Origin of the sequence: Streptomyces sp. NPDC001750, assembly GCF_042892615.1 — a bacterium.
In the GTDB taxonomy this organism is placed as follows: domain Bacteria; phylum Actinomycetota; class Actinomycetes; order Streptomycetales; family Streptomycetaceae; genus Streptomyces.
On the sequence record NZ_JBIAUE010000002.1, the window covers coordinates 219,171 to 239,762 of the forward strand.

A 20,592-nucleotide genomic window follows, 5' to 3' on the forward strand; every position below is an offset into this window, starting at 1 on the left:
CGCGAGGGGGCGCGATGGAAGCCGCCTCCCGGCCGGCAGGGGAACCGGTCGGGAGGCGGAGTTCGGGCGGGGCGCCGGTGGGGCGGCGCCCCGCGAGGGCGTCGGCCCCCTGGGCGGAGGGCGACGCGGGGGATATCAGCCCTGGTGGGGGTAGGTGTACTCGGTCGGCGGGACCAGCGTCTCCTTGATGGCCCGGGTCAGGGTCCAGCGCTGGAGGTTCTGCGGGGCGCCCGCCTTGTCGTTGGTGCCCGAGGCGCGGCCGCCGCCGAAGGGCTGCTGACCGACCACGGCACCGGTCGACTTGTCGTTGATGTAGAAGTTGCCCGCGGCGTACCGCAGCTTCTCCATCGTGTACGCGGCCGCGGTGCGGTCGCCCGCGATGACGGAACCGGTCAGCGCGTAGTCGGAGACCGACTCCATCTGCTCCAGCATCGCGTCGTACTGGTCGTCCTCGTAGACGTGCACGGCGAGGATCGGGCCGAAGTACTCGGTCGTGAAGACCTCGTTCGAAGGGTCGGTGCACTCGATGACGGTCGGACGGACGAAGTAGCCGACCGAGTCGTCGTACGTGCCGCCCGCGATGATCGTGCAGGACGGGTCGGCCGCGGCACGGTCGATGGCCGCCTTGTTCTTGGCGAACGAACGCTCGTCGATGACGGCGCCGATGAAGTTCGACAGGTCGGTGACGTCGCCCATGGTGATGGAGTCGACCTCGGCGGCGAACTTCTCCTTGAAACCGGAGTTCCAGATGGAAGCCGGGATGTACGCGCGCGAGGAGGCCGAGCACTTCTGGCCCTGGAACTCGAAGGAGCCCCGGGTCAGCGCGGTCTTCAGGACGGCGTGGTCGGCCGACGGGTGGGCGACGACGAAGTCCTTGCCACCGGTCTCGCCGACGAGCCGCGGGTAGGTGCGGTAGTTGGCGATGTTGTTGCCGACCGTCCGCCACAGGTGCTGGAAGGTGGGGGTCGAGCCGGTGAAGTGGATACCGGCCAGGTCGCGGTGGTTCAGGGCCACCTCGGAGACGGCCAGGCCGTCGCCCGTCACCAGGTTGATGACGCCCTTGGGCAGGCCCGCCTCCTCCAGGAGCTGCATCAGCAGCACGGCGGCGTGGGTCTGCGTCGGGGACGGCTTCCACACCACGACGTTGCCCATGAGGGCCGGGGCGGTGGGCAGGTTGCCCGCGATGGCCGTGAAGTTGAACGGCGTGATCGCGTAGACGAAGCCCTCCAGCGGACGGTGGTCCATGCGGTTCCACACGCCCGGGGAGTTGGCCGGGGGCTGCTCGGCGAGGATCTGGCGCGCGTAGTGCACGTTGAAGCGCCAGAAGTCGACGAGCTCACAGGGGGTGTCGATCTCCGCCTGCTGGGCGGTCTTGGACTGGCCGAGCATCGTGGAGGCGGCCATCGTCTCGCGCCAGGGGCCGGCGAGCAGCTCGGCGGCGCGCAGGATGATCGCGGCACGGTCGTCGAAGGAGGTCGCCCGCCAGGCCGGGGCGGCGGCCAGCGCGGCGTCGATCGCGTCCTGCGCGTCCTGCTCCGTGGCGTTGGCGTACGTGCCGATGACGGCCTTGTGGTTGTGGGGCTGCACGACGTCGAAGCGCTCACCGCCACCCATCCGCTTCTCGCCGCCGATCGTCATCGGAAGCTCGATCGGGTTCTGGCTGAGCTCCTTGAGCTTCGTCTCCAGGCGGGCGCGCTCCGGGGAGCCCGGGGCGTAGGTGTGGACCGGCTCGTTGACCGGCGCGGGGACCTGAGTCACAGCGTCCATGAGTGCCTTGTCTCCTCGTGTCGGGGTTCGGGGTCGGGGGTCGGCCGAGCGGGTCAGCTCTTGGTGAGGACGGAGCGGCCGAAGAACAGCAGGTTCGCCGGCTTCTCCGCGAGACGGCGCATGAAGTAGCCGTACCAGTCGGTTCCGTACGCGGTGTACACGCGCATGCGGTGGCCCTCGGCGGCGAGCCGGATGTGCTCCTCGCTGCGGATGCCGTACAGCATCTGGAACTCGTACTCGTCCAGTTTGCGCCCTGCCTTGCGGCCCAGCTCCTGGGCGATGGCGATCAGCCGGGGATCGTGCGACCCGATCATCGGGTAGCCCTCGCCCTCCATCAGGGTCTTCAGGATGCGGACGTACGCCTTGTCGATCTCGGCCTTGTCCTGGTACGCGACGGAGGCGGGCTCCTTGTAGGCACCCTTCACGAGGCGGACGCGGCTGCCGGCGGCGGCCAGGCGGCGGGCGTCCTCCTCGGTGCGGAACAGGTACGCCTGGATCACGCAGCCGGTCTGCGGGAAGTCCTTCCGCAGCTCCTCGTGGATGGCGAACATGGAGTCGAGGGTGGTGTGGTCCTCCGCGTCCAGGGTGACCGTGGTGCCGATCGCGGCGGCGGCCTCGACGACCGGACGGACATTGGCGAGCGCCAGCTCGTGCCCGCCGTGGAAGCGGGCGGCGGGCCCGGAGGGCTCTCCGTCGAGGGCGGTGGTGGGCGACGGGAGGGACTGCCCGAACATGGACAGCTTCACGGACATCTCGGCCCGGTCGCCCAGCTCCAGGTCCTTGAGACGGTCGATCAGCTCCAGGTAGGCGTCACGGGCGGCGGCGGCCTGCTCGGGGGTGGTGATGTCCTCGCCCACCACGTCGAGGGTGACCTCGAGGCCCTTGTCGGCGGCGTCCCGGATGATCGGGACCACCTGGTCGACGGTCTCACCGGCGATGAACCGGTCGACGACCTGCTTCGTGCCGGGCGCGGCCGATATGAAACGGCGCATCTTGTCGCTGCGGGACGCGGCGAGAATCACGGGACCCAGCACGGGGCACCTCCACGGAAAGTACGAACGAAGGCCGTACCGGTGCGGGGCGAACGCGGCGATACAGCACGGAGAACCACCGTGAAATCTAAGGATCTCTCCGATCCTGGGCCATCGACAGCTGTCACGCATCCGTTGCCCGGATCTCAGACATATGTCTGAAGGGGTGCGAGAATGGCCGGGTGAAGCGCGATTACCAGGAGCTGGTCGACGAGATCTCCGGACTGCTCGGCGCCCCCGCCACACTGGAGAACCGCGATTTCGGCCTGATCGCCTTCGGGGCCCACGACAGCGACGACGACACGGCGATGGACCCGGTCCGCACCCGCTCGATCCTGACCAGGCGCTCCACGCCCGCGGTCCGTGCCTGGTTCGAGGGCTTCGGCATCACCCGCGCCACCGGCCCGGTCCGCATTCCGCCCGCCCCGGAGGCCGGGGTGTTCCGTGGCCGGATCTGTCTGCCGGTACGCCACCGGGGGGTGGTCCTCGGTTACGTGTGGCTGCTCGACGCGGAGCCCGGTCCGACCGAGGAGCGGCTGGAGGCGGCGATGGAGGTGGCGGCCCGGATCGGGGGGCTGCTCTCGGAGGAGGCGCGGGCCGGAACGGACCTGTCGAGGGAGTTCGGCGCGGTCCTCACCGCCGGGCGGGGCTGGCAGCGCGACATGGCGGTGGCCGCGCTGCGCGAGTCGCTGGGCCGGGACGCGGAGGGACTTCACACGGTGGTGTGTGTGTCGCCGTGGCCGGACGAGGCGCCGTCGGTCGGTACGGTGCCGTCGGCGGCGGCGCTCTCCTCGGTCGCGGCGCCCGGACCGGCCGGTCCGCCCTCGCTGGCGGCGCTGGTCCGGCTGCGTTCCGCCGACTCCCTCGACCCGGCCCGCACCGCGGCCGGGCGGCTGTGCTCGACCGCCGGACGGGGCGCCACGGCTGGGATCGCGGCGGCCCGCCGGGGTCTGGCGGACCTCCCGACGGCCTGGCACGAGGCGTCGGCGGCGGCCCGCGCGGCGGCGGCCGAGTCCCGCTTCGGAACGGTCACCGAGTGGTCGGCGATCGGCCCGTACCGGATGCTGACGGCGCTCCCCGCGGAGTCGGCCGCGGACCCGGCGGTCCGCGCCCTGCTGGCCCCCGCGCACGCGGACCTGGCCCGCACCGCCGAGGTGTTCCTCGACTGCGCGGGCCAGGCGTCGCGGACGGCCGCCGCGCTCGGCATCCACCGCCAGACGCTCTACTACCGGCTCTCCCGCGTCCACCAGCTCACCGGCCTCGATCTGAACGACGGCGAGGACCGGCTGCTGCTGCACATGGCCCTCAAGGGCGCCCGGCTCTGAGCGGCGGGGAGCGGTGCACGAAGCCGGACACGAAAAGGGACAGGGCACGGGGACGCCGAGCCGCCGTCGTGCGAACACGACCGGACACGAAGCACCGGGCCGTGGGGACGCGAGGCCGGCCCTCGCTCCCCCTCAGCGGTCGTCGTCCGGGGCCGTGACCGGGCGGTCGCTGACGAGGGCCGCGAGCACTAGCGGGGCGTCGCCGTCGCTGTGGCCCACGGTCACCCCGGCCCAGCGGCCCGTACCGCCCACCGGGCCCCACACCACCAGGTCGCCGTAGAGGTCCTGCCGGAACAGTGCCTCGAACAGCGGATCCACCCGGGCGCCCTCCTGCCGTCGCAGCAGCGGCACATGGAGCGGAACCGCGTGATGCGGGCCCCAACGACGGTCCAATTCCGCGGCCAGGGCGGCAAGATGGGCCTCCGCCGCCTCCTGCGCGTCGTTCCACTCGGGGGCGTACACCCCGGTCAGCGCATCGCCCTCCCACAGCGGGACGATGCGGAAGCCGTCGCCGCCGGTGCCGGTCCACTCCCCCGTCTCCGGATCGCCCTCGGCCACCACGGGCCCGGACCCCGGCAGCGGGACGGTCAGCAGCGCCTCGACGTCGGCCAGCGCCTGGGCGAGGGCGAAGGGCTCCCCGGCGCGGCAGGTCACAGCACCGCCCGGTCCATCGGACGGGGCAGCGGATCCAGCGCACCGGCGTCGCGCAGCCGCTCGTAGGCCGCCACCACCTCGGCGGTCACGTCCGCGCCCGCGTCCGCGATGCGCAACAGCACGCCGCCTCCCGGCAGTTCCTCCCGGACGGCCTTCAGGTCGCCGGGCACGAGGGCGGCGCGCCCCGGGGAGAGGTAGCCGGCCCGGCCCACCACGGGGTCGCCGACGGAGTACCCGGCGTCGTCCTCCAGCGCGTCGAGCACGTCGTCGTCGCTCACGTCGCCGAAGTCCGGCTCCCACTCCCGGGCGAGCACGGCGAGGAGATCCGCCCCCGGGACCTCGGCACCGTCCGGCACGTGGAGCGTCATCACGAACGACTGGAGCAGGAACTCCGGTGCGCCCCCGGCGAGTCCGCTCAGCTCGGTCCGCAGACCGGGCGCGTCCGTACGGTGCAGCCGCAGCGCCGTGCCCGTGAGGTCGGACCAGTCCTCGGCCGCCTGCGCCACGCGCAGGGCACCGAGCAGCGCCCCCTCGTCCGCGGGCAGTTCGGTCTCCGGGCCGGTCCCGTGCACCTGCCGCCACGGGCCCCCCGCCCCGGTGGCGCCGCCCGGTGGCACCGCCCCGGGGAGCAGTGCCGTGATCCCGTCCAGCGTCCGCTTCCAGCGTCCGGCGAGCGCCTCGGCCGACTCCGGCCGGGGCCCCCAGAAGGCCCGCACTACACGTCGCATGCACTTTCCTCCGTCGAGCTTCGTCCTCGGGCGCGGCGGGCGGTCCCGGCCGAACGCGGCCGGACCGCCACCGCGTGCAGGCTACTCGTCGAAGGCCCCCGGTTTCCTGGTGCTGTCGTTCGGCTTCGGCTTCGTGTGCACCACCTTGATCGGCAGGCCCTCGTCCCGGAACGCCTGGCGGGCCGCCTTCGCCACGTCGGGGTCGGAGAAGTGCCACTCCACGGCCCGGCCGCCGGACGCCTCCACCTGGGCCCTCGCCTCGGCGACGAACTTGTCCTTGCCGGACTTGGTGAGCGTGCCCGGTTCGGTCTGGGACAGGTAGCTCTGGTAGCCGTTCTTGGCCTCCAGGAAGGTCTGCCTGCTGGAGTCCCAGCCGTCGTACTCCACGGCCGGCTTGCCCTCCTTGGGGTGCGGCACGACGTACTCCTGGCCCCGGTTGGTTCCGGTGACCTGCTCCTGGTAGCGCAGCCAGGACTCGTTCTTCCAGTTGGGCGCGGGGTTGCGGTCGCGGCTGGCCCAGTAGCCGTCGCCCAGGTCCGCGTCACCGAGCTTGTGGTCCTTGAGGTCCTCGGCCCAGGACGGCGGGTTGTAGTTGCGCGGGTCGGAGGTGTCGTTGCGGTTCGGCTCCGGGTACTTCTTCTTGTCCAGCTCGGCCTTGCGGGCCCGCTCCGGCTCCTCAAGGCGCTTCTGCTCCAGATGGGCGGCCCGCTCCTCGGCGCGCGCCTTCTCCGCCGCGGCCTTGGCCGCCTCGTCGCAGCCACCGTCCGCGAGGACGACCCGGCCGGTGGAACCGGACGCCAGCACGCCGGTGCCGGACCCCGCTACCCCCATGGTCCCGCCGCCGTAGCGCACCAGGGCCGGGCCGGACGCGATGACGCAGCCCGTGCGGCGCGCCGCGTCCTCCGCCGCGTCGGCGGCGTCGTCGGCCTCCTTGGCCGCTTTGCGCACACCGTCGAGGTCGCCGAGTTCGGCGGCCTTTCGGGCGCGGCGGGCCGCGCCTCCCGCGTCGTCGACGGCCTTCGCCACCGTCTCGGCGATCTTGCCCAGCTTGCCGAGTTTGCCGACCTTGCCGACGACCTTCGCCACGTCGTAGCCGGGGATGAAGAGGGAGCCGACGTTCCAGATCACATCGGTGACGGCCCGGGTCTTCTCCCCGTTGTTCCAGCGGTCACGGACCTCGTCGCCGACGAAGACGTCGTCACCGACCTTGACGACGGTGTTGACCGACGCCGAGCCCCAGTCCCAGAGCGCCCCGAGGTAGTCGCCCTTGTCCCACTTGTCGGCGGCGTCCTTGGAGTCCTTCGACCACTGGTCGCCGAGCTGCTTGCCGTAGTCCGCGATGCCGGACCAGGTCTCGGGCTTGAACAGGTCGATGATCCCGGTGATGTCGCCCCAGACGCCGTCGACCGCCACGCCCTTGACGACCTGGGTCGTACGGTCCCAGGCGCAGCCGAAGAAGCCCCAGCCGCTGCAGTCCTCCTCGTCGTTCTTGCCGCCGCCGTCGTTCTTCCCCTCGCCGTCCTCGTCGGACACGGGCGTGTCGTAGGCGGCCTCGGGCTCGTCGTTGTCCTCCGGGTACGTGTCCACGCCGCTGCCCGGCCGGCCGTCGTCGGGACCGCCCGTGCCGCCGCTGCCGCCGGTGCCGCCCGTGGAGCCGGTCGAGGTGCCGGAGGAAGCCGAGGAACCGCCGTTCGCCCCACCGCTGCCGCCGTCGGCGTTCCCGCCGCTCGCTCCGCCCCCGCTCGCGTTCCCGCCGCTCGCGTCGCCGCCGCCGTCGCCCGCGCCGGAGGGGCCGCCGTTCGCGCCGCCGGTGACCGTCGCACCGCCGTCCGCGCCCGCGTCGCCTCCGCCGTCGGCCCCACCGTTCGTGGCACCGCCGTCCTTCCCGGGACCGGCCTCCACCTGGCCCGAGCCGTCCCCGGACGCCGGGCAGGAATAGCCGCTCAACGAGCAGATCGCGGCCTGGAGTTCCGCGGTGATCCGGCCGCCGAGGCCGCTCAGCGTCATGGCCGCGATCAGCGCGACGACGATCAGCACCAGGCCCAGGTACTCCAGGGCCGACTGCCCCCGGTCCCGGCGCCAGGTGATCATGTGGGAGAGCGAGAACCGGCGCTTTGCGCCGCGTTCCCCGACGGGCTTCGCTCCCCGCTCCACCGGCGGCAGCAGGAACCAGGAACGGCTCTGCGCCCGCGTCAGGAGGACCAGGATCAGGATGGGCAGGAGCAGCTGTACGAAGCCGCGCGCCGAGCCGTCCCCGATGTTGGCCACGCCGCCCAGGACCAGCCACACCTGTACGGCGACCAGCCCCCACCAGACCCGTTTGCCGCCGGTGCGCAGGCGCCGGGCCAGCAGCAGGCCCAGCACGCCGGGCGCGGCGGCGTACAGCAGGATGCCGAGAACCTGAGCCCCCATCGCGTCCACCGCGAACGCCGAGCCCAGCAGGCCGAGCCCGCCCAGGACCGTCGCGCCGAACAGCACGAACAGCAGCAGCCGTGCCGTGTTGAGCGGACGCGGAAGCTCCCGGTGCCCCGGTCTCACCGGGGCCGGTCCCCCGGGAACCGGCACGCCACCGACAACAGACATACGTGCCCCCCGACCCCCGATGTCAGCAAGTCACATGACAGCGACTCACCCTAGGGACGGGACCGTCCCGCGTCATGGGTCTCAGGACCCAACGCCGGGCCCATCACGAGCACGTGAGCCCCCGTCACCGCCCGGAGGGGCCGTCGCCCGCACGGGCGAGCCCGCGCGGGCAGGTGCTGCGCGGTCGGGAATGCGGGCGACGGGGTGGCAGGGGATGCGGGGAAGGGGGTACGCGGGCAGGGGGGCGCGCTCCGGGCCGTACGCGGGCAGCGGGCGCACACCGCGATGTACGCGGGCGTTCCGGTATCGCGGGAAGCATGCCGCGCGAGGAACGCGACGCGAGCGGCGTCGTCAGGACGCACGCCCTTCGAGGACCACCTTCAGTCCGTCCGTCAGATCCTGTGCGGACGGCGCCGAATCGCTGTCCATCAGCCACTGCACCATCACGCCGGCGAGCAGTGCCTGGCAGAACAGCCCGGCCACCCGGGCCTTCTCGGGGTCCTTCTCGGGGTCGATGCCGAGCATGTTCTCGGCCAGCCCGTCCCGCGCCTCGCGCTGCGGGCCGATCAGCGCCTTTCGCAGCTCCGGGTCCTGGTCGATCCGGGAGATGACCTCCATCTGGAGCTGCCAGACCGAACGGGTCCGCTCGTAGCTGTCGATCACCTGCTCCCAGGTGTCGCGGAACCGGTCGAGCGGCGTCCCGGGGGTCCCGCCGCCCTCGTCCGTGCCCTCGCCCCGCCGTTTCGTGAGCACATCGCCCCACTCCTCGGTCAGCTTGAGGAAGGCCAGGTCGAGCAGGGCCTCCTTGGAACCGTAGTGGTAGCCGATGGAGGCGAGGTTCGTGCCGGAGGCGGCCACGATGTCGCGTGCCGTCGTCCGCGCGTACCCCTTTTCCAGCAGGCAGCGCTTGGCGCCTTCGAGCAGATCCTCACGGTGTCCCATGACAGCAGCGTACCCGGCATGCAGACGTCCGTGTAAGACGTACGTCTAGTGCCGCATCAGGCAACGTTCGCCCCGTCGCGACGCCCGGCACGCCCTCTCGCCGCACCGGCCGAAAACCCGAGTACGTCCAGTACGAGGGCTTCCGACCGGCACACCGAGAGCACGCACCGGACGCGCTCCTTGACGGGCAAACGTTGCCTGCCGCGGCACTAGATGCCGGGCAGGCCGGGTGGGCGGGGGCGCCGTGAGGGCGCGGCCGTCAGTCGGTCAGGTTCACCGTACGGGCGGAGGTGGCGCCGATCTCCGTGGAGATCTCGGCGAGCACCGAGGCCGGGACGTCGTCGTCGACGGTGAGGACGACCAGCGCCTCACCGCCCGCGCCCGTCCGCGACACCTGCATACCCGCGATGTTCAGACCGGCCTCGCCGAGGATCCGGCCGACCGTGCCGACGACGCCGGGGCGGTCCTCGTAGCGCAGCACCAGCATGTGGTCGGCGAGCGCCAGGTCCACGTCGTACTCGCCGACCGCGACGATCTTCTGGAGGTGCTTGGGCCCGGCCAGCGTGCCGGAGACCGCGACCTCGTCGCCGTCCGCGAGCGTGCCGCGGACGGTCACCAGGTTGCGGTGGTCGGGCGACTCGGAGCTGGTGGTGAGGCGGACCTCGACGCCGCGTTCCTGCGCGAACAGGGGGGCGTTCACGTACGACACGGTCTCGTCGACGACGTCCTCGAACACGCCCTTCAGCGCGGAGAGTTCGAGCACCTTGACATCGTGCTGGGTGATCTCGCCGTACACCTCGACATCGAGCCGGACCGCGACCTCGCCCGCCAGCGCGGTGAAGATCCGGCCGAGCTTCTCGGCGAGCGGCAGACCGGGGCGCACGTCCTGGGCGATGACGCCGCCCTGGACGTTGACCGCGTCCGGCACCAGCTCGCCGGCGAGGGCCAGGCGCACGGACCTGGCGACCGCGATGCCCGCCTTCTCCTGCGCCTCGTCCGTGGACGCGCCCAGGTGCGGGGTGCAGACGACCTGGTCGAACTCGAACAGCGGGGAGTCCGTGCAGGGCTCCTTCGCGTACACGTCGAGACCGGCACCGGCGACCCGGCCCTCCTTGAGGGCGGAGGCGAGCGCGGCCTCGTCGACGATGCCGCCGCGCGCGGCGTTGACGATGCGCACGGTGGGCTTCACCTTGTGCAGCGCCTCGTCGCCGATCAGGCCGACCGTCTCGGGGGTCTTGGGCAGGTGCACGGTGATGAAGTCCGACACCTCCAGCAGCTCGTCGAGCGAGAGGAGCTTGACGCCCATCTGGGCGGCACGCGCGGGCTGCACATAGGGGTCGTACGCGACGATCTTCATACCGAAGGCCGACATGCGCTGGGCGACCAGGACACCGATGCGGCCGAGGCCGACGACGCCGAGGGTCTTCTCGCTCAGCTCCACGCCGGTGTACTTGGAGCGCTTCCACTCGGCGTTCTTGAGCGCGGTGTTGGCCTGCGGGATGTTGCGCGCGGTGGCGATCAGCAGACCGCAGGCCAGTTCGGCGGCGGTGACGATGTTGGAGGTCGGGGCGTTGACGACCATCACGCCGGCCTTGGTGGCGGCGGAGACGTCGACGTTGTCGAGGCCGACGCCCGCGCGGGCCACGACCTTCAGCTTCGTGGCGGCGGCGATGGCCTCGGCGTCGACCTTGGTGGCGGAGCGCACCAGGATGGCGTCGACGTCGACGATCGCGGGGAGGAGTTCGGCACGGTCCGCGCCGTTGCAGTGCCGGATCTCGAAGTCCGGGCCCAAGGCGTCAACCGTGGCGGGCGACAGCTCTTCAGCGATGAGTACGACGGGTTTCGAGCTCACGTGAGTCCTCACAAGTCCAGTGCGGACGGCCGTCCCGACGGCCGCAGGCGATGGAGGGGCTTGCCGCGTGGAAGACGCACGACACTGTGGGCCTGACGCGTGTATGTGTGGAGCAGTGTAGTCATGCGCCGGGGCGCACACTGCGCCCCGTTGGAAGGATCACCCACACGGAGTGGACGACTTGTACACACGTGCGCGCAGCCTCTTCCGGCGGTGAATGCGGCGGGGGCGGACCGGTGCTCCGGTCCGCCCCCTGGGCGTGCTTACGCGTCCTCGTCGTTGACCCAGCTCATGAGCTTGCGCAGCTCACGGCCCGTGGTCTCCAGGAGGTGGTCGCTGTCCGCCTTCTTGTACTCGTTGTAGCGGGGCAGACCGTTGTGGTACTCGTCCATCCAGTTCTTGGCGAAGGAGCCGTCCTGGATCTCCGCGAGGACCTTCTTCATCTCGGCCTTGGTGGCGTCGGTGATGATCCGCGGGCCGGTGACGTAGTCGCCCCACTCGGCGGTCTCCGAGATGGACCAGCGCATCTTCTCCAGGCCGCCCTCGTACATGAGGTCCACGATGAGCTTCAGCTCGTGCAGGCACTCGAAGTACGCGATCTCCGGCTGGTAACCGGCCTCGACCAGGGTCTCGAAGCCGGCCTTCACCAGGGCGGCGGTGCCGCCGCAGAGAACGGCCTGCTCACCGAACAGGTCGGTCTCGGTCTCCTCGGTGAAGGTCGTCTTGATGACGCCGGCGCGGGTGCCGCCGATGCCCTTGGCGTACGACAGCGCCAGCGCGAAGGCATTGCCCGTGGCGTCCTGCTCGACGGCCACGATGCAGGGGACGCCGCGGCCCTCCTCGTACTGGCGGCGGACCAGGTGGCCCGGGCCCTTCGGGGCGACCATGCAGACGTCGACACCGGCCGGCGGCTTGATGAAGCCGTAGCGGATGTTCAGACCGTGGCCGAAGAACAGCGCGTCGCCGTCCTTGAGGTTGTCCTTGATGGACTCCTCGTAGACCTTGGCCTGGATCGGGTCCGGGACGAGGATCATGATGACGTCGGCCTCGGCGGCGGCCTCGGCGGGGGTCACCACGCGCAGGCCCTGCTCCTCGGCCTTGGTCTTGGACTTGGAGCCCTCGTGCAGACCGACACGGACGTCGACACCCGAGTCGCGCAGCGACAGCGCGTGGGCGTGGCCCTGGCTGCCGTAGCCGATGACCGCGACCTTGCGGCCCTGGATGATGGACAGGTCGGCGTCGTCGTCGTAGAACAGCTCGGCCACTGGGTCTCTCCTTGGTGTGCGGGTGGTGCGTCCCACCGTACGGCGGGATACGTCGGAAACGTTTACTGATCTCGCCATACGGGCGGCGAGGGGGCGACGTCCCGGTGCCGCCGCGACGGACGGCTCCGGGACCGGCACTAGGCCGTGCGGTCGAGGGCGCGCAGCGACCGGTCGGTGATCGAGCGCGCGCCGCGCCCTATGGCGATGGTGCCGGACTGGACCAGCTCCTTGATGCCGTACTGCTCCAGCATCCTGAGCATGGCCTCCAGCTTGTCGGCGCCGCCGGTGGCCTCGATCGTGACCGCCTCCGGGGAGACGTCCACGGTCTTGGCGCGGAACAGCTGGACGATCTCGACGATCTGGGAGCGGGTCTCGTTGTCGGCGCGGACCTTCACCAGGACGAGCTCCCGCTGGATCGCAGCGGAGGGCTCCAGTTCGACGATCTTGAGGACGTTCACGAGCTTGTTGAGCTGCTTGGTCACCTGCTCGAGGGGCAGGCCCTCGACATTCACGACGATGGTGATGCGCGAGATGTCGGGGTGTTCGGTGGTTCCGACCGCGAGCGAGTCGATGTTGAAGCCGCGGCGGGAGAACAGGGCGGTGATCCGGGCGAGGACACCGGGCTTGTTCTCGACCAGGACGGAGAGCGTGTGCTTGGTGGACATGGCGTCGGTCTCTCTCGGTCTCTCAGTCGTCTTCGTTGTCGCCGAAGTCGGGGCGGACCCCGCGGGCGGCCATGACCTCGTCGTTCGAGGTGCCGGCGGCGACCATCGGCCAGACCATGGCGTCCTCGTGGACGATGAAGTCGATGACGACGGGACGGTCGTTGATGGAGTTGGCCTCTTCGATGACCTTGTCCAGGTCGGCCGGGTCCTCGCAGCGGATGGCGTGGCAGCCCATGGCCTCGGACAGCTTGACGAAGTCCGGGACGCGGGTGCCCTTCGCCGGGACGCCCTCGGTGTCGGCACCGGAGTGCAGCACCGTGTTGGAGTACCGCTGGTTGTAGAACAGGGTCTGCCACTGGCGGACCATGCCGAGCGCGCCGTTGTTGATGATCGCGACCTTGATCGGGATGTTGTTGAGCGCGCAGGTGGTGAGTTCCTGGTTGGTCATCTGGAAGCAGCCGTCGCCGTCGATGGCCCAGACGGTGCGGTCCGGCGCGCCGGCCTTGGCGCCCATAGCGGCCGGGACCGCGTACCCCATCGTTCCGGCACCGCCGGAGTTCAGCCAGGTGGCGGGCCGCTCGTAGTCGATGAAGTGGGCGGCCCACATCTGGTGCTGGCCGACGCCCGCGGCGAAGATCGTGCCCTCGGGGGCGAGCCGGCCGATGCGCTGGATGACCTGCTGCGGGGACAGACTGCCGTCCTCGGGGAGGTCGTAGCCGAGCGGGTACGTCTCGCGCCAGCGGTCGAGGTCCTTCCACCAGGACGCGTAGTCACCGACATGGCCCTCGGTGTGCTCGGCCTGGACGGCCTGGACGAGGTCGGCCAGGACCTCGCGGGCGTCGCCCACGATCGGCACGTCGGCCGCGCGGTTCTTGCCGATCTCGGCGGGGTCGATGTCGGCGTGGACGATCTTGGCGTACGGGGCGAAGCTGTCCAGCCTGCCCGTGACGCGGTCGTCGAACCTGGCGCCGAGGGCAACGATCAGGTCGGCCTTCTGCAGCGCGGTGACGGCGGTGACCGAACCGTGCATGCCCGGCATTCCGACGTGCAGCGGGTGGCTGTCGGGGAATGCGCCGAGCGCCATCAGTGTGGTGGTGACGGGCGCTCCGGTGAGCTCGGCGAGGACCTTCAGTTCGGCGGTGGCCCCCGCCTTGATGACGCCGCCGCCGACGTACAGCACCGGGCGCCTGGCCTGGGTGATCAGCTTGGCGGCCTCGCGGATCTGCTTGGCGTGCGGCTTGGTGACCGGACGGTAGCCGGGCAGGTCCTGGGTGGGCGGCCAGCTGAACGTGGTCTGCGCCTGGAGGGCGTCCTTGGCGATGTCGACGAGGACGGGGCCCGGACGGCCGGTCGAGGCGATGTGGAACGCCTCGGCGATGGTGTGCGGGATGTCCTCGGCCTTGGTGACGAGGAAGTTGTGCTTGGTGACCGGCATGGTGATGCCGCAGATGTCCGCCTCCTGGAAGGCGTCCGTGCCGATCGCCTTGGAGGCGACCTGGCCCGTGATCGCGACCAGCGGGACGGAGTCCATGTGGGCGTCCGCGATCGGCGTCACCAGGTTGGTGGCGCCGGGGCCCGAGGTGGCCATGCAGACGCCGACCTTGCCGGTGGCCTGCGCATAGCCGGTAGCGGCGTGTCCGGCACCCTGCTCGTGACGGACCAGCACGTGACGGACCCGGGTGGAGTCCATCATCGGGTCGTAGGCCGGAAGGATGGCGCCGCCGGGAATGCCGAATACCGTGTCGGCCCCCACCTCCTCGAGGGAGCGGATGAGGGACTGCGCGCCCGTGACGTGCTCAACGGTGGCGGCGGGCGATCCGCCGTTACGGGCCCGCGGCTGGGGATGGTGGGCCCCTGTGGCCTGCTCGGTCATCGGCATTCTCTTCTCGAAGCTGAGGGTTCGTGCGGGGTGTTCTGCGGCGTTTGCGTGGTTCCGGTGCAACAAAAAACCCCTCGTGCCATGAGGCAAGCGAGGGGAGCGCGTCGGTGTGGTCTGCAGAGTGCCATCGAGGGACTCTGCTTCAGCCGACGCGCTGTCCAAGTACGAGAATTCGGGTGCGCATGGCATCGACCCTCTCTCCGACGCACACGACGTGTCAAGTGGGTGGGACGGGCGTCTCAGCATGTGAGCCGCTGAGGAGTGGGATCGAGCCGCCCGTCAGGACGGGTTCCGCGGTGGCGGTGCCGGGCATCGGGAACGTCCCCCGGGTCAGGGCGCGGCGCAGCCGGTACTCGTCGAGCGGCCCGGAGAACGCCATCCCCTGTCCGTGCGTACAGCCCATGGCGCGCAGGGCCAGGACCTGTTCCGGCACGTCGACCCCGTCGGCCACGGACTGCATGCCCAGGTCGCAGGCGATCCGCAGCAGGCCGCTGGTGATCTTGTGGAGGCGGGCGGACTCCACGACGCCCTCGACGAGACCGCGGTCCAGTTTGAGTACGTCGATGGGGAGCCGGCGGAGTGCGTTTATGGCCGCGTATCCGCTGCCGAATCCGTCGAGCGCGATGCGCACGCCGAGGCGGCGCAGTGCCACGAGGCGTTGTTCGAGTTCGTCGAAGGGGATCCGGGGATCGCTCTCGGCGACCTCGATCATCAGGGTGCCGGAGGGCAGGCGGTGCCGGGTGAGCAGGGCCTCGATGGAGCCGGACGGCGTCCCCTTGTCGAGCAGTCTGCGGGCGGGGAGCCGTACCGCGACGGAGACCTGGTGTCCGGCCCTGGCCCGGTCGGCGGCCTGCTCGATGGCCTCTTCGAGGAGCCAGCGGCCGAGTTCGGCGGTGCGGTCGCCGTCCTCGGCGACGCGGAGGAACTCGGCGGGGGTGAACAGGATGCCCTGGGCGGACCGCCAGCGCGCCTGGGCGGCGACGGCCGCCACGGTGCCGCTGGCCAGATGCACCACCGGCTGGTGGAGCAGGGCGAACTCGCCGTCGCGCAGTGCGTTGCGGAGCCGGGCGGCCAGCTCCGAACGGCGGACGACCTCGGCCTGCATCTGCGGGGCGTACAGCTCGACGCGGTTCTTGCCGCCCGCCTTGGCCCGGTACATGGCGAGGTCCGCGTTGCGCATGAGGTCGCTGGGGGTGATGCCGGGCTCGGCGAACGCGACCCCGATGGACGCGGCGACCCTGACCTCGCCGGGGCCGACGCCGACGTGGTAGGGCCGGGAGAGCGTGAGACGGAGCCGGTCGGCGATCTCGTGGACCTGGCACTCCCGGGCGGACTGGTCGCCCGCACCGTCGCCGAGGATGATCGCCGCGAACTCGTCGCCGCCGAGGCGGGCCGCGGTGTCACCGGCCCGGACGGACTCCTGGAGACGGCGGGCGGCCTGGACGAGGAGTTCGTCGCCCGCCTGGTGGCCCAGACGGTCGTTGACCGCCTTGAAGCCGTCGAGGTCGATGAAGAGCACGGCGGTGCCCGCGTCGCCGGTGCGACGGCCGCCGAGGGCCTGCCGCACCCGCTCGGTGAACAGCGCGCGGTTGGGCAGGCCGGTGAGCGGGTCGTGCTCGGCGTTGTGCTGCAACTGGGCCTGGAGCCGCACACGTTCGGTCACGTCGCGGCTGTTGAGGATCAGCCCGCCCTGATGGCGGTTGACCGTGGACTCGACGTTGAGCCAGTCGCCCGTGCCCGATCTGAAGCGGCACTCGATCCGGGTGGTCGGTTCCTCGCTCTGCGGGGCGGCGAGGAACCGGCGCAGCTCGTGGACCACGCCGCCCAGGTCGTCGGGGTGGATGACCGAGGCGAGCTGGGTCCCGACCAGGTCCTCGGCGTCGCGCCCGTACACCCCCGCGGCGGCGGGGCTGACATAGCGCAGGACGCCGGTGGGGGCGGCGATCATGATGACGTCGCTGGAACCCTGCACCAGCGAGCGGAAGTGGTTCTCCTTCTGCGCCAGCTCCTGGGTGAGGGCGATGTTGTCGACGAGCATGATGGCCTGCCGGACCACGAGGGCGAGCGCCACCGTGCAGCCGGTGAAGACCACGACGCGGTCGACCGTGCGGCCCTCGACGACGTTGTAGAGGATGCCGAGGGTGCAGACGGCGGCGGCGAGGTACGGCGTGAGGGCGGCCAGCGAACCGGCGATGGGCCGACTACCGGCCTGGCGCGGCGCTTCGCGCGGCGCCAGGGCGTCACCGGAGGCGGCGCGCACGCCCCAGGGGGCGTAGGCGAGGAGCAGCGAACCGGCGAACCAGCCGGCATCCAGCAGCTGGCCGGAGTGGTACGTCTGCCGCAGCAGTGGCGAGGTGAACAGGGCGTCGGACAGGACCGTCACGGCGAGTGCGGCGATGGCTGTGTTCACCGCGGAGCGGTTGATGTTGGCGCGGCGGAAGTGCAGAGCCAGCACCATGGAGACCAGCACGATGTCGAGCAGCGGATAGGCCAGCGAGAGCGCCGCGCGGGCCACGCTCGTCCCCTCGGTGTCCGTGAGGTGCGCGGTGTGGGCGAGGGCGAGGCTCCAGGAGATGGTGAGGAGCGAGCCGCCGATCAGCCAGGAGTCGAGCACGAGGCAGAGCCATCCGGCCCGCGTGACGGGACGTTTAGCGAGGACGAGCAGCCCGATGACGGCGGGCGGCGCGAAGCACAGGAAGAAGACGTCGGCGAGGGAGGGGCTGGGCACCCGGACCCCCTGCACGACCTCGTACCAGCCCCAGACGGCGTTTCCCCCGGCCGCCATGAGCGAGGAGAACGAGAACAGCAGCCAGGCCGGGCGGCACCGGTCGCCGTCGGCGCGCGCGTAGAGGAAGCAGGAGACGGCGGCGATCAGCGCCGCGGCGCTGAGGCCGAAATCCCCCATGAAGAGCGCCACTTCCGGCGAGCCCCAGCCAAGGGCCGCCCCGACCGCGTAACCGCCGCAGACGAGGCCGAGCAGGATCTGCGAGACCACCGCGCCGGTCCCGCCGACGGCCGACCGCCGGGCCAGGAAGGCCCCGAAGGCATCGCTCGGCGCGCTCACCGGCGCACACCCGGCGCCGACCGGCGCACGCGCGCCCGGCACACCACTGGGACCCGTCCGCGGTCGGCCACCCCCGCCGACGCGCGGGCGGGCGTCCGGCACCCGCCGTCGGGGCACGGCAGCCGTCGGCCGCCGTGCCGTGTCGGATCGTTCGCCCCTCGGCCGTACATCACCCATCGCCCCCTCGTGTGTTGCGTCCTCCCCGGCACCGTCCCTCCTCGGCGCAGCGCCCCTTTCGGGACGATACACCAGACTGGTCACTCAGGGACATAGCCTATATACGCTGCGTGACGATCAAGGTCGCGGTCGGGACGGAGCGCAGTCATACGGGCCCGTAGCGTGGCCGGTTCATGGGTATCCCGTGATCATCCTGTGGTTCGCGCCCTGGCCGTCCCGTGGTGCTCAACATGATCAACCGGTGGTGTGCACGACGTTCCGCAACGGCTCCCCCGCGGCGAAGCGGCTCAGTTGAGCGGTCAACAGGCGCTTGGCGCGTGGCAGGAACGCGGAGCTGGTGCCGCCCACGTGCGGGGAGACGAGGACGTGGGGAGCGTGCCAGAGGGGGTGTCCGGCCGGCAGGGGTTCCGGGTCGGTGACGTCGAGGGCCGCGCGCAACCGGCCGGACTCCAGTTCGGCCAGCAGCGCTCCGGTGTCGACGACAGCGCCCCGCGCCACGTTCACGAGCAGTGCGCCGTCCGGCATCGCGGCGAGGAACTCCGCGTCCACCAGTCCCTGGGTGGACGGGGTCAGCGGGGTGGTCAGCACGACGACGTCCGACTCGGGCAGGAGCGCGGGCAGGTCGTCGAGCGTGTGCACGGGGCCGCGCTCCGTCGTCCGCGCGGAGCGTGCGACGCGTGCGACGCGTGCGCATTCGAAGGGCGCGAGCCGGTCCTCGACGGCCGCGCCGATCGCCCCGTACCCCACGATCAGCACGGACTTGTCGGCGAGCGCGGGATAGAAGCCGGCCCGCCACTCCTCCTGGTCCTGCCCGCGGACGAATCCGGGGATGTCGCGCAGGGAGGCGAGGATCAGGGTGAGGGCGAGCTCCGCGGTCGACGTCTCATGGACCCCCTTGGCGTTGCACAGCCGCACTCCCGGGGGCAGCGCCCCGAGGCTCGGTTCCACGTGGTCGATGCCCGCGGTGAGCGTCTGCACGGCCCGGACCCGCGTCATGGCCGCGAACGGACGGGTCGCGGTCCCGGCGTCCGACATGTACGGCACGACGTAGAAGGCGCAGTCGGCCGGGTCCGCCGGGAAGTCCCCCGTGCCGTCCCAGAAGCGGTAGACGAGGCCGTCCGGAAGCCCCTCGATCTCTTCGGCGGGATACGGCAGCCATACGTCGTGGGGCCGCGTCGAAGCGGTCGGCGTCGTCGTGGTGGCCCGGGTCGCCGGAGTGGTCGTGGTCGTCGAATTCGTCGGAGTCATGGTCAGAAGGCTATTGCCGGTCCCGGCACCGGGCCGCGTCCCGGCAGCGGCGCGGGGAGGGTCCGGGCCGTCAGGAGCCGTACGGGCAAAGGCGGTCGGCGGGAGGCTGCGCGAGGCGCGGCGGCCGGCAGAGGTTAGTTTGGGGTGCGTTGTGGTCCCGTGACGGCGGGGCCGAGGGAGGGTTCGGGGAGTTGGAGCGCAGGAGTCTCGGTGCGGCGGCGCTCGCCGTGGGTGCGGTCGGACTTGGCTGTATGCCGATGAGCTGGGCGTACAGCGCGTCGCAACGGCGCGGTGACCGAGCGTTGCGTGCGGTGCACGCCGCGCTCGACGCGGGGGTCCAACTGCTCGACACCGCCGACATGTACGGCCCCTTCACCAACGAACTGCTGGTCGGCCGGGCACTGAAGGGCCGCAGGTCCGATGCCTTCGTCTCCACCAAGTGCGGCCTGCTGGTGGGTGATCAGCACATCGTCGCCAACGGCCGGCCCGGATACGTGCGGCGGGCCTGCGACGCCTCGTTGCGACGGCTGCAGACCGATGTGATCGATCTGTACCAGCTCCACCGGGCCGACCCCGAGGTGCCGGTCGAGGAGACCTGGGGCGCGATGGCGGAGCTGGTGACGGCCGGGAAGGTGCGGGCGCTCGGGCTGTGCGCGGTCGGGGCGCGGGCTTCCCGGCGGCTCGGGGCCGGTATGTACGACGAAACGATCCGTCAGCTCGATCGGGTGCAGCAGGTCTTCCCGGTGAGCGCGGTCGAGGCCGAGCTCTCGGTCTGGTCGCGGGAGGCACTGGTGTCGCTGCTTCCCTGGTGTTCGGCGCGAGGCGTGGGGCTCTTGGCGGCGATGCCGCTGGGGAACGGTTTCCTGACGGGCACCCTGACTCCGGGACAGGGCTTCGAACCGGACGACCTGCGGGCGCGGCACCCCCGGTTCACGGCCGAGATGATGGCCGCGAACCAGCCGGTGGTGGCCGGGCTGCGCCGGATCGCCGAACGGCACGGGGCGACCGTGGCACAGGTGGCGCTGGCCTGGGTGCTGCGGCAGGGGCCGCACGTGGTGCCGATCCCCGGGACGAAGCGGGAGCACTGGGCGGTGGAGAACGCGGGGGCCGCCGGGCTGCGGCTGACCGAGCGGGACCTTCTCGAGATCGCCCGGCTGCCCCCGGCACGGGGGTCCTGGGACTGAGCACGGGCCCGGGTCGGCCATGGGGGCGCGGGGGCGGGGGCGGCGACGGGGCGGCCCGGGACGATCGCGCGGGGTCCGTGGGGCTCCGCGGTGGGGACCGGAGCCCGTTCCGCGGGCGTGGCCGTGGCGTTCCGGTGTCGTGCTCGCCGCGCCGATCGGCCGAGGAGATCGGCCGGGACGGGCGTCCCGGGGCGGGGCCTCGGTGTAAGAACGGTATCCGGGTCGTCG

14 protein-coding genes are annotated in these 20,592 nt (G+C 71.6%); 2 read left to right on the forward strand and 12 right to left on the reverse strand.

The window, feature by feature from the left end; translation table 11 throughout:
- Positions 1-135: 135 nt before the first annotated feature.
- Both pruA and ACFYY6_RS04350 read right to left on the reverse strand, forming a co-directional pair.
- On the reverse strand, positions 136-1,767 hold the full coding sequence (gene pruA, locus ACFYY6_RS04345; RefSeq protein ID WP_351521397.1) for an L-glutamate gamma-semialdehyde dehydrogenase: 1,632 nt from the start codon (positions 1,765-1,767) through the stop codon (positions 136-138).
- A gap of 53 nt (positions 1,768-1,820) precedes the next feature.
- Positions 1,821-2,801, reverse strand: coding sequence for a proline dehydrogenase family protein (locus ACFYY6_RS04350; protein ID WP_351521399.1), 981 nt, complete (start codon positions 2,799-2,801; stop codon positions 1,821-1,823).
- A 179-nt stretch (positions 2,802-2,980) separates the two neighbouring features.
- On the opposite strand from ACFYY6_RS04350, the gene ACFYY6_RS04355 reads away from it, so the two are divergent.
- A complete protein-coding gene (locus tag ACFYY6_RS04355; protein ID WP_389191608.1) occupies positions 2,981-4,123 on the forward strand; it encodes a PucR family transcriptional regulator in 1,143 nt (380 codons plus the stop codon).
- 132 nt (positions 4,124-4,255) lie between these two features.
- Here the strand turns inward: ACFYY6_RS04355 and ACFYY6_RS04360 are convergent, their stop codons facing one another.
- The 10 genes from ACFYY6_RS04360 to ACFYY6_RS04405 form a co-directional block, all read right to left on the reverse strand.
- Positions 4,256-4,777, reverse strand: a complete 522-nt coding sequence (locus tag ACFYY6_RS04360; RefSeq protein WP_351627262.1) for a hypothetical protein — start codon at positions 4,775-4,777, stop codon at positions 4,256-4,258.
- A complete protein-coding gene (locus ACFYY6_RS04365; protein WP_351521403.1) occupies positions 4,774-5,505 on the reverse strand; it encodes a hypothetical protein in 732 nt (243 codons plus the stop codon). The genes ACFYY6_RS04360 and ACFYY6_RS04365 overlap by 4 nt, the downstream gene beginning before the upstream one ends.
- Positions 5,506-5,586: 81 nt before the next feature.
- Positions 5,587-8,088, reverse strand: coding sequence for a Tox-REase-5 domain-containing protein (locus ACFYY6_RS04370; protein ID WP_389191611.1), 2,502 nt, complete (start codon positions 8,086-8,088; stop codon positions 5,587-5,589).
- 351 nt (positions 8,089-8,439) lie between these two features.
- Positions 8,440-9,030 carry a TetR/AcrR family transcriptional regulator gene (locus tag ACFYY6_RS04375; protein WP_351521407.1) on the reverse strand — a complete coding sequence of 197 codons (591 nt, stop codon included), beginning with the start codon at positions 9,028-9,030 and terminating at the stop codon, positions 8,440-8,442.
- Between the two features lie 259 nt (positions 9,031-9,289).
- Positions 9,290-10,882, reverse strand: a complete 1,593-nt coding sequence (gene serA, locus ACFYY6_RS04380) for a phosphoglycerate dehydrogenase (RefSeq protein WP_351521408.1) — start codon at positions 10,880-10,882, stop codon at positions 9,290-9,292.
- 263 nt (positions 10,883-11,145) lie between these two features.
- A complete protein-coding gene (ilvC, locus tag ACFYY6_RS04385) occupies positions 11,146-12,147 on the reverse strand; it encodes a ketol-acid reductoisomerase (protein WP_351521410.1) in 1,002 nt (333 codons plus the stop codon).
- 137 nt (positions 12,148-12,284) lie between these two features.
- The gene (gene ilvN / locus ACFYY6_RS04390; protein ID WP_073784708.1) at positions 12,285-12,812 is read right to left on the reverse strand and encodes an acetolactate synthase small subunit; all 528 of its coding nucleotides are present in this window, start codon (positions 12,810-12,812) and stop codon (positions 12,285-12,287) included.
- Positions 12,813-12,834: 22 nt separating this feature from the next.
- A complete protein-coding gene (locus tag ACFYY6_RS04395; RefSeq protein WP_351521412.1) occupies positions 12,835-14,691 on the reverse strand; it encodes an acetolactate synthase large subunit in 1,857 nt (618 codons plus the stop codon).
- Positions 14,692-14,908: 217 nt separating this feature from the next.
- The gene (locus tag ACFYY6_RS04400) at positions 14,909-17,755 is read right to left on the reverse strand and encodes an EAL domain-containing protein (protein WP_351627248.1); all 2,847 of its coding nucleotides are present in this window, start codon (positions 17,753-17,755) and stop codon (positions 14,909-14,911) included.
- A 411-nt stretch (positions 17,756-18,166) separates the two neighbouring features.
- Entirely contained in the window at positions 18,167-19,180 is a 1,014-nt protein-coding gene (locus tag ACFYY6_RS04405) for a 2-hydroxyacid dehydrogenase (protein ID WP_386608100.1), read from the reverse strand.
- 191 nt (positions 19,181-19,371) lie between these two features.
- On the opposite strand from ACFYY6_RS04405, the gene ACFYY6_RS04410 reads away from it, so the two are divergent.
- On the forward strand, positions 19,372-20,364 hold the full coding sequence (locus tag ACFYY6_RS04410) for an aldo/keto reductase (protein ID WP_351627242.1): 993 nt from the start codon (positions 19,372-19,374) through the stop codon (positions 20,362-20,364).
- Positions 20,365-20,592 lie beyond the last annotated feature (228 nt).

What these genes read in the sequence shown, in the direction of transcription:
- ilvN (WP_073784708.1), bottom strand. Translation starts at nt 12,812, where the DNA reads ATGTCCACCAAGCACACGCTCTCCGTCCTGGTCGAGAACAAGCCCGGT.
- ACFYY6_RS04405 (WP_386608100.1), bottom strand. Translation starts at nt 19,180, where the DNA reads ATGACTCCGACGAATTCGACGACCACGACCACTCCGGCGACCCGGGCC.
- ACFYY6_RS04395 (WP_351521412.1), bottom strand. Translation starts at nt 14,691, where the DNA reads ATGCCGATGACCGAGCAGGCCACAGGGGCCCACCATCCCCAGCCGCGG.
- pruA (WP_351521397.1), bottom strand. Translation starts at nt 1,767, where the DNA reads ATGGACGCTGTGACTCAGGTCCCCGCGCCGGTCAACGAGCCGGTCCAC.
- ACFYY6_RS04375 (WP_351521407.1), bottom strand. Translation starts at nt 9,030, where the DNA reads ATGGGACACCGTGAGGATCTGCTCGAAGGCGCCAAGCGCTGCCTGCTG.
- ACFYY6_RS04370 (WP_389191611.1), bottom strand. Translation starts at nt 8,088, where the DNA reads ATGTCTGTTGTCGGTGGCGTGCCGGTTCCCGGGGGACCGGCCCCGGTG.
- ACFYY6_RS04365 (WP_351521403.1), bottom strand. Translation starts at nt 5,505, where the DNA reads ATGCGACGTGTAGTGCGGGCCTTCTGGGGGCCCCGGCCGGAGTCGGCC.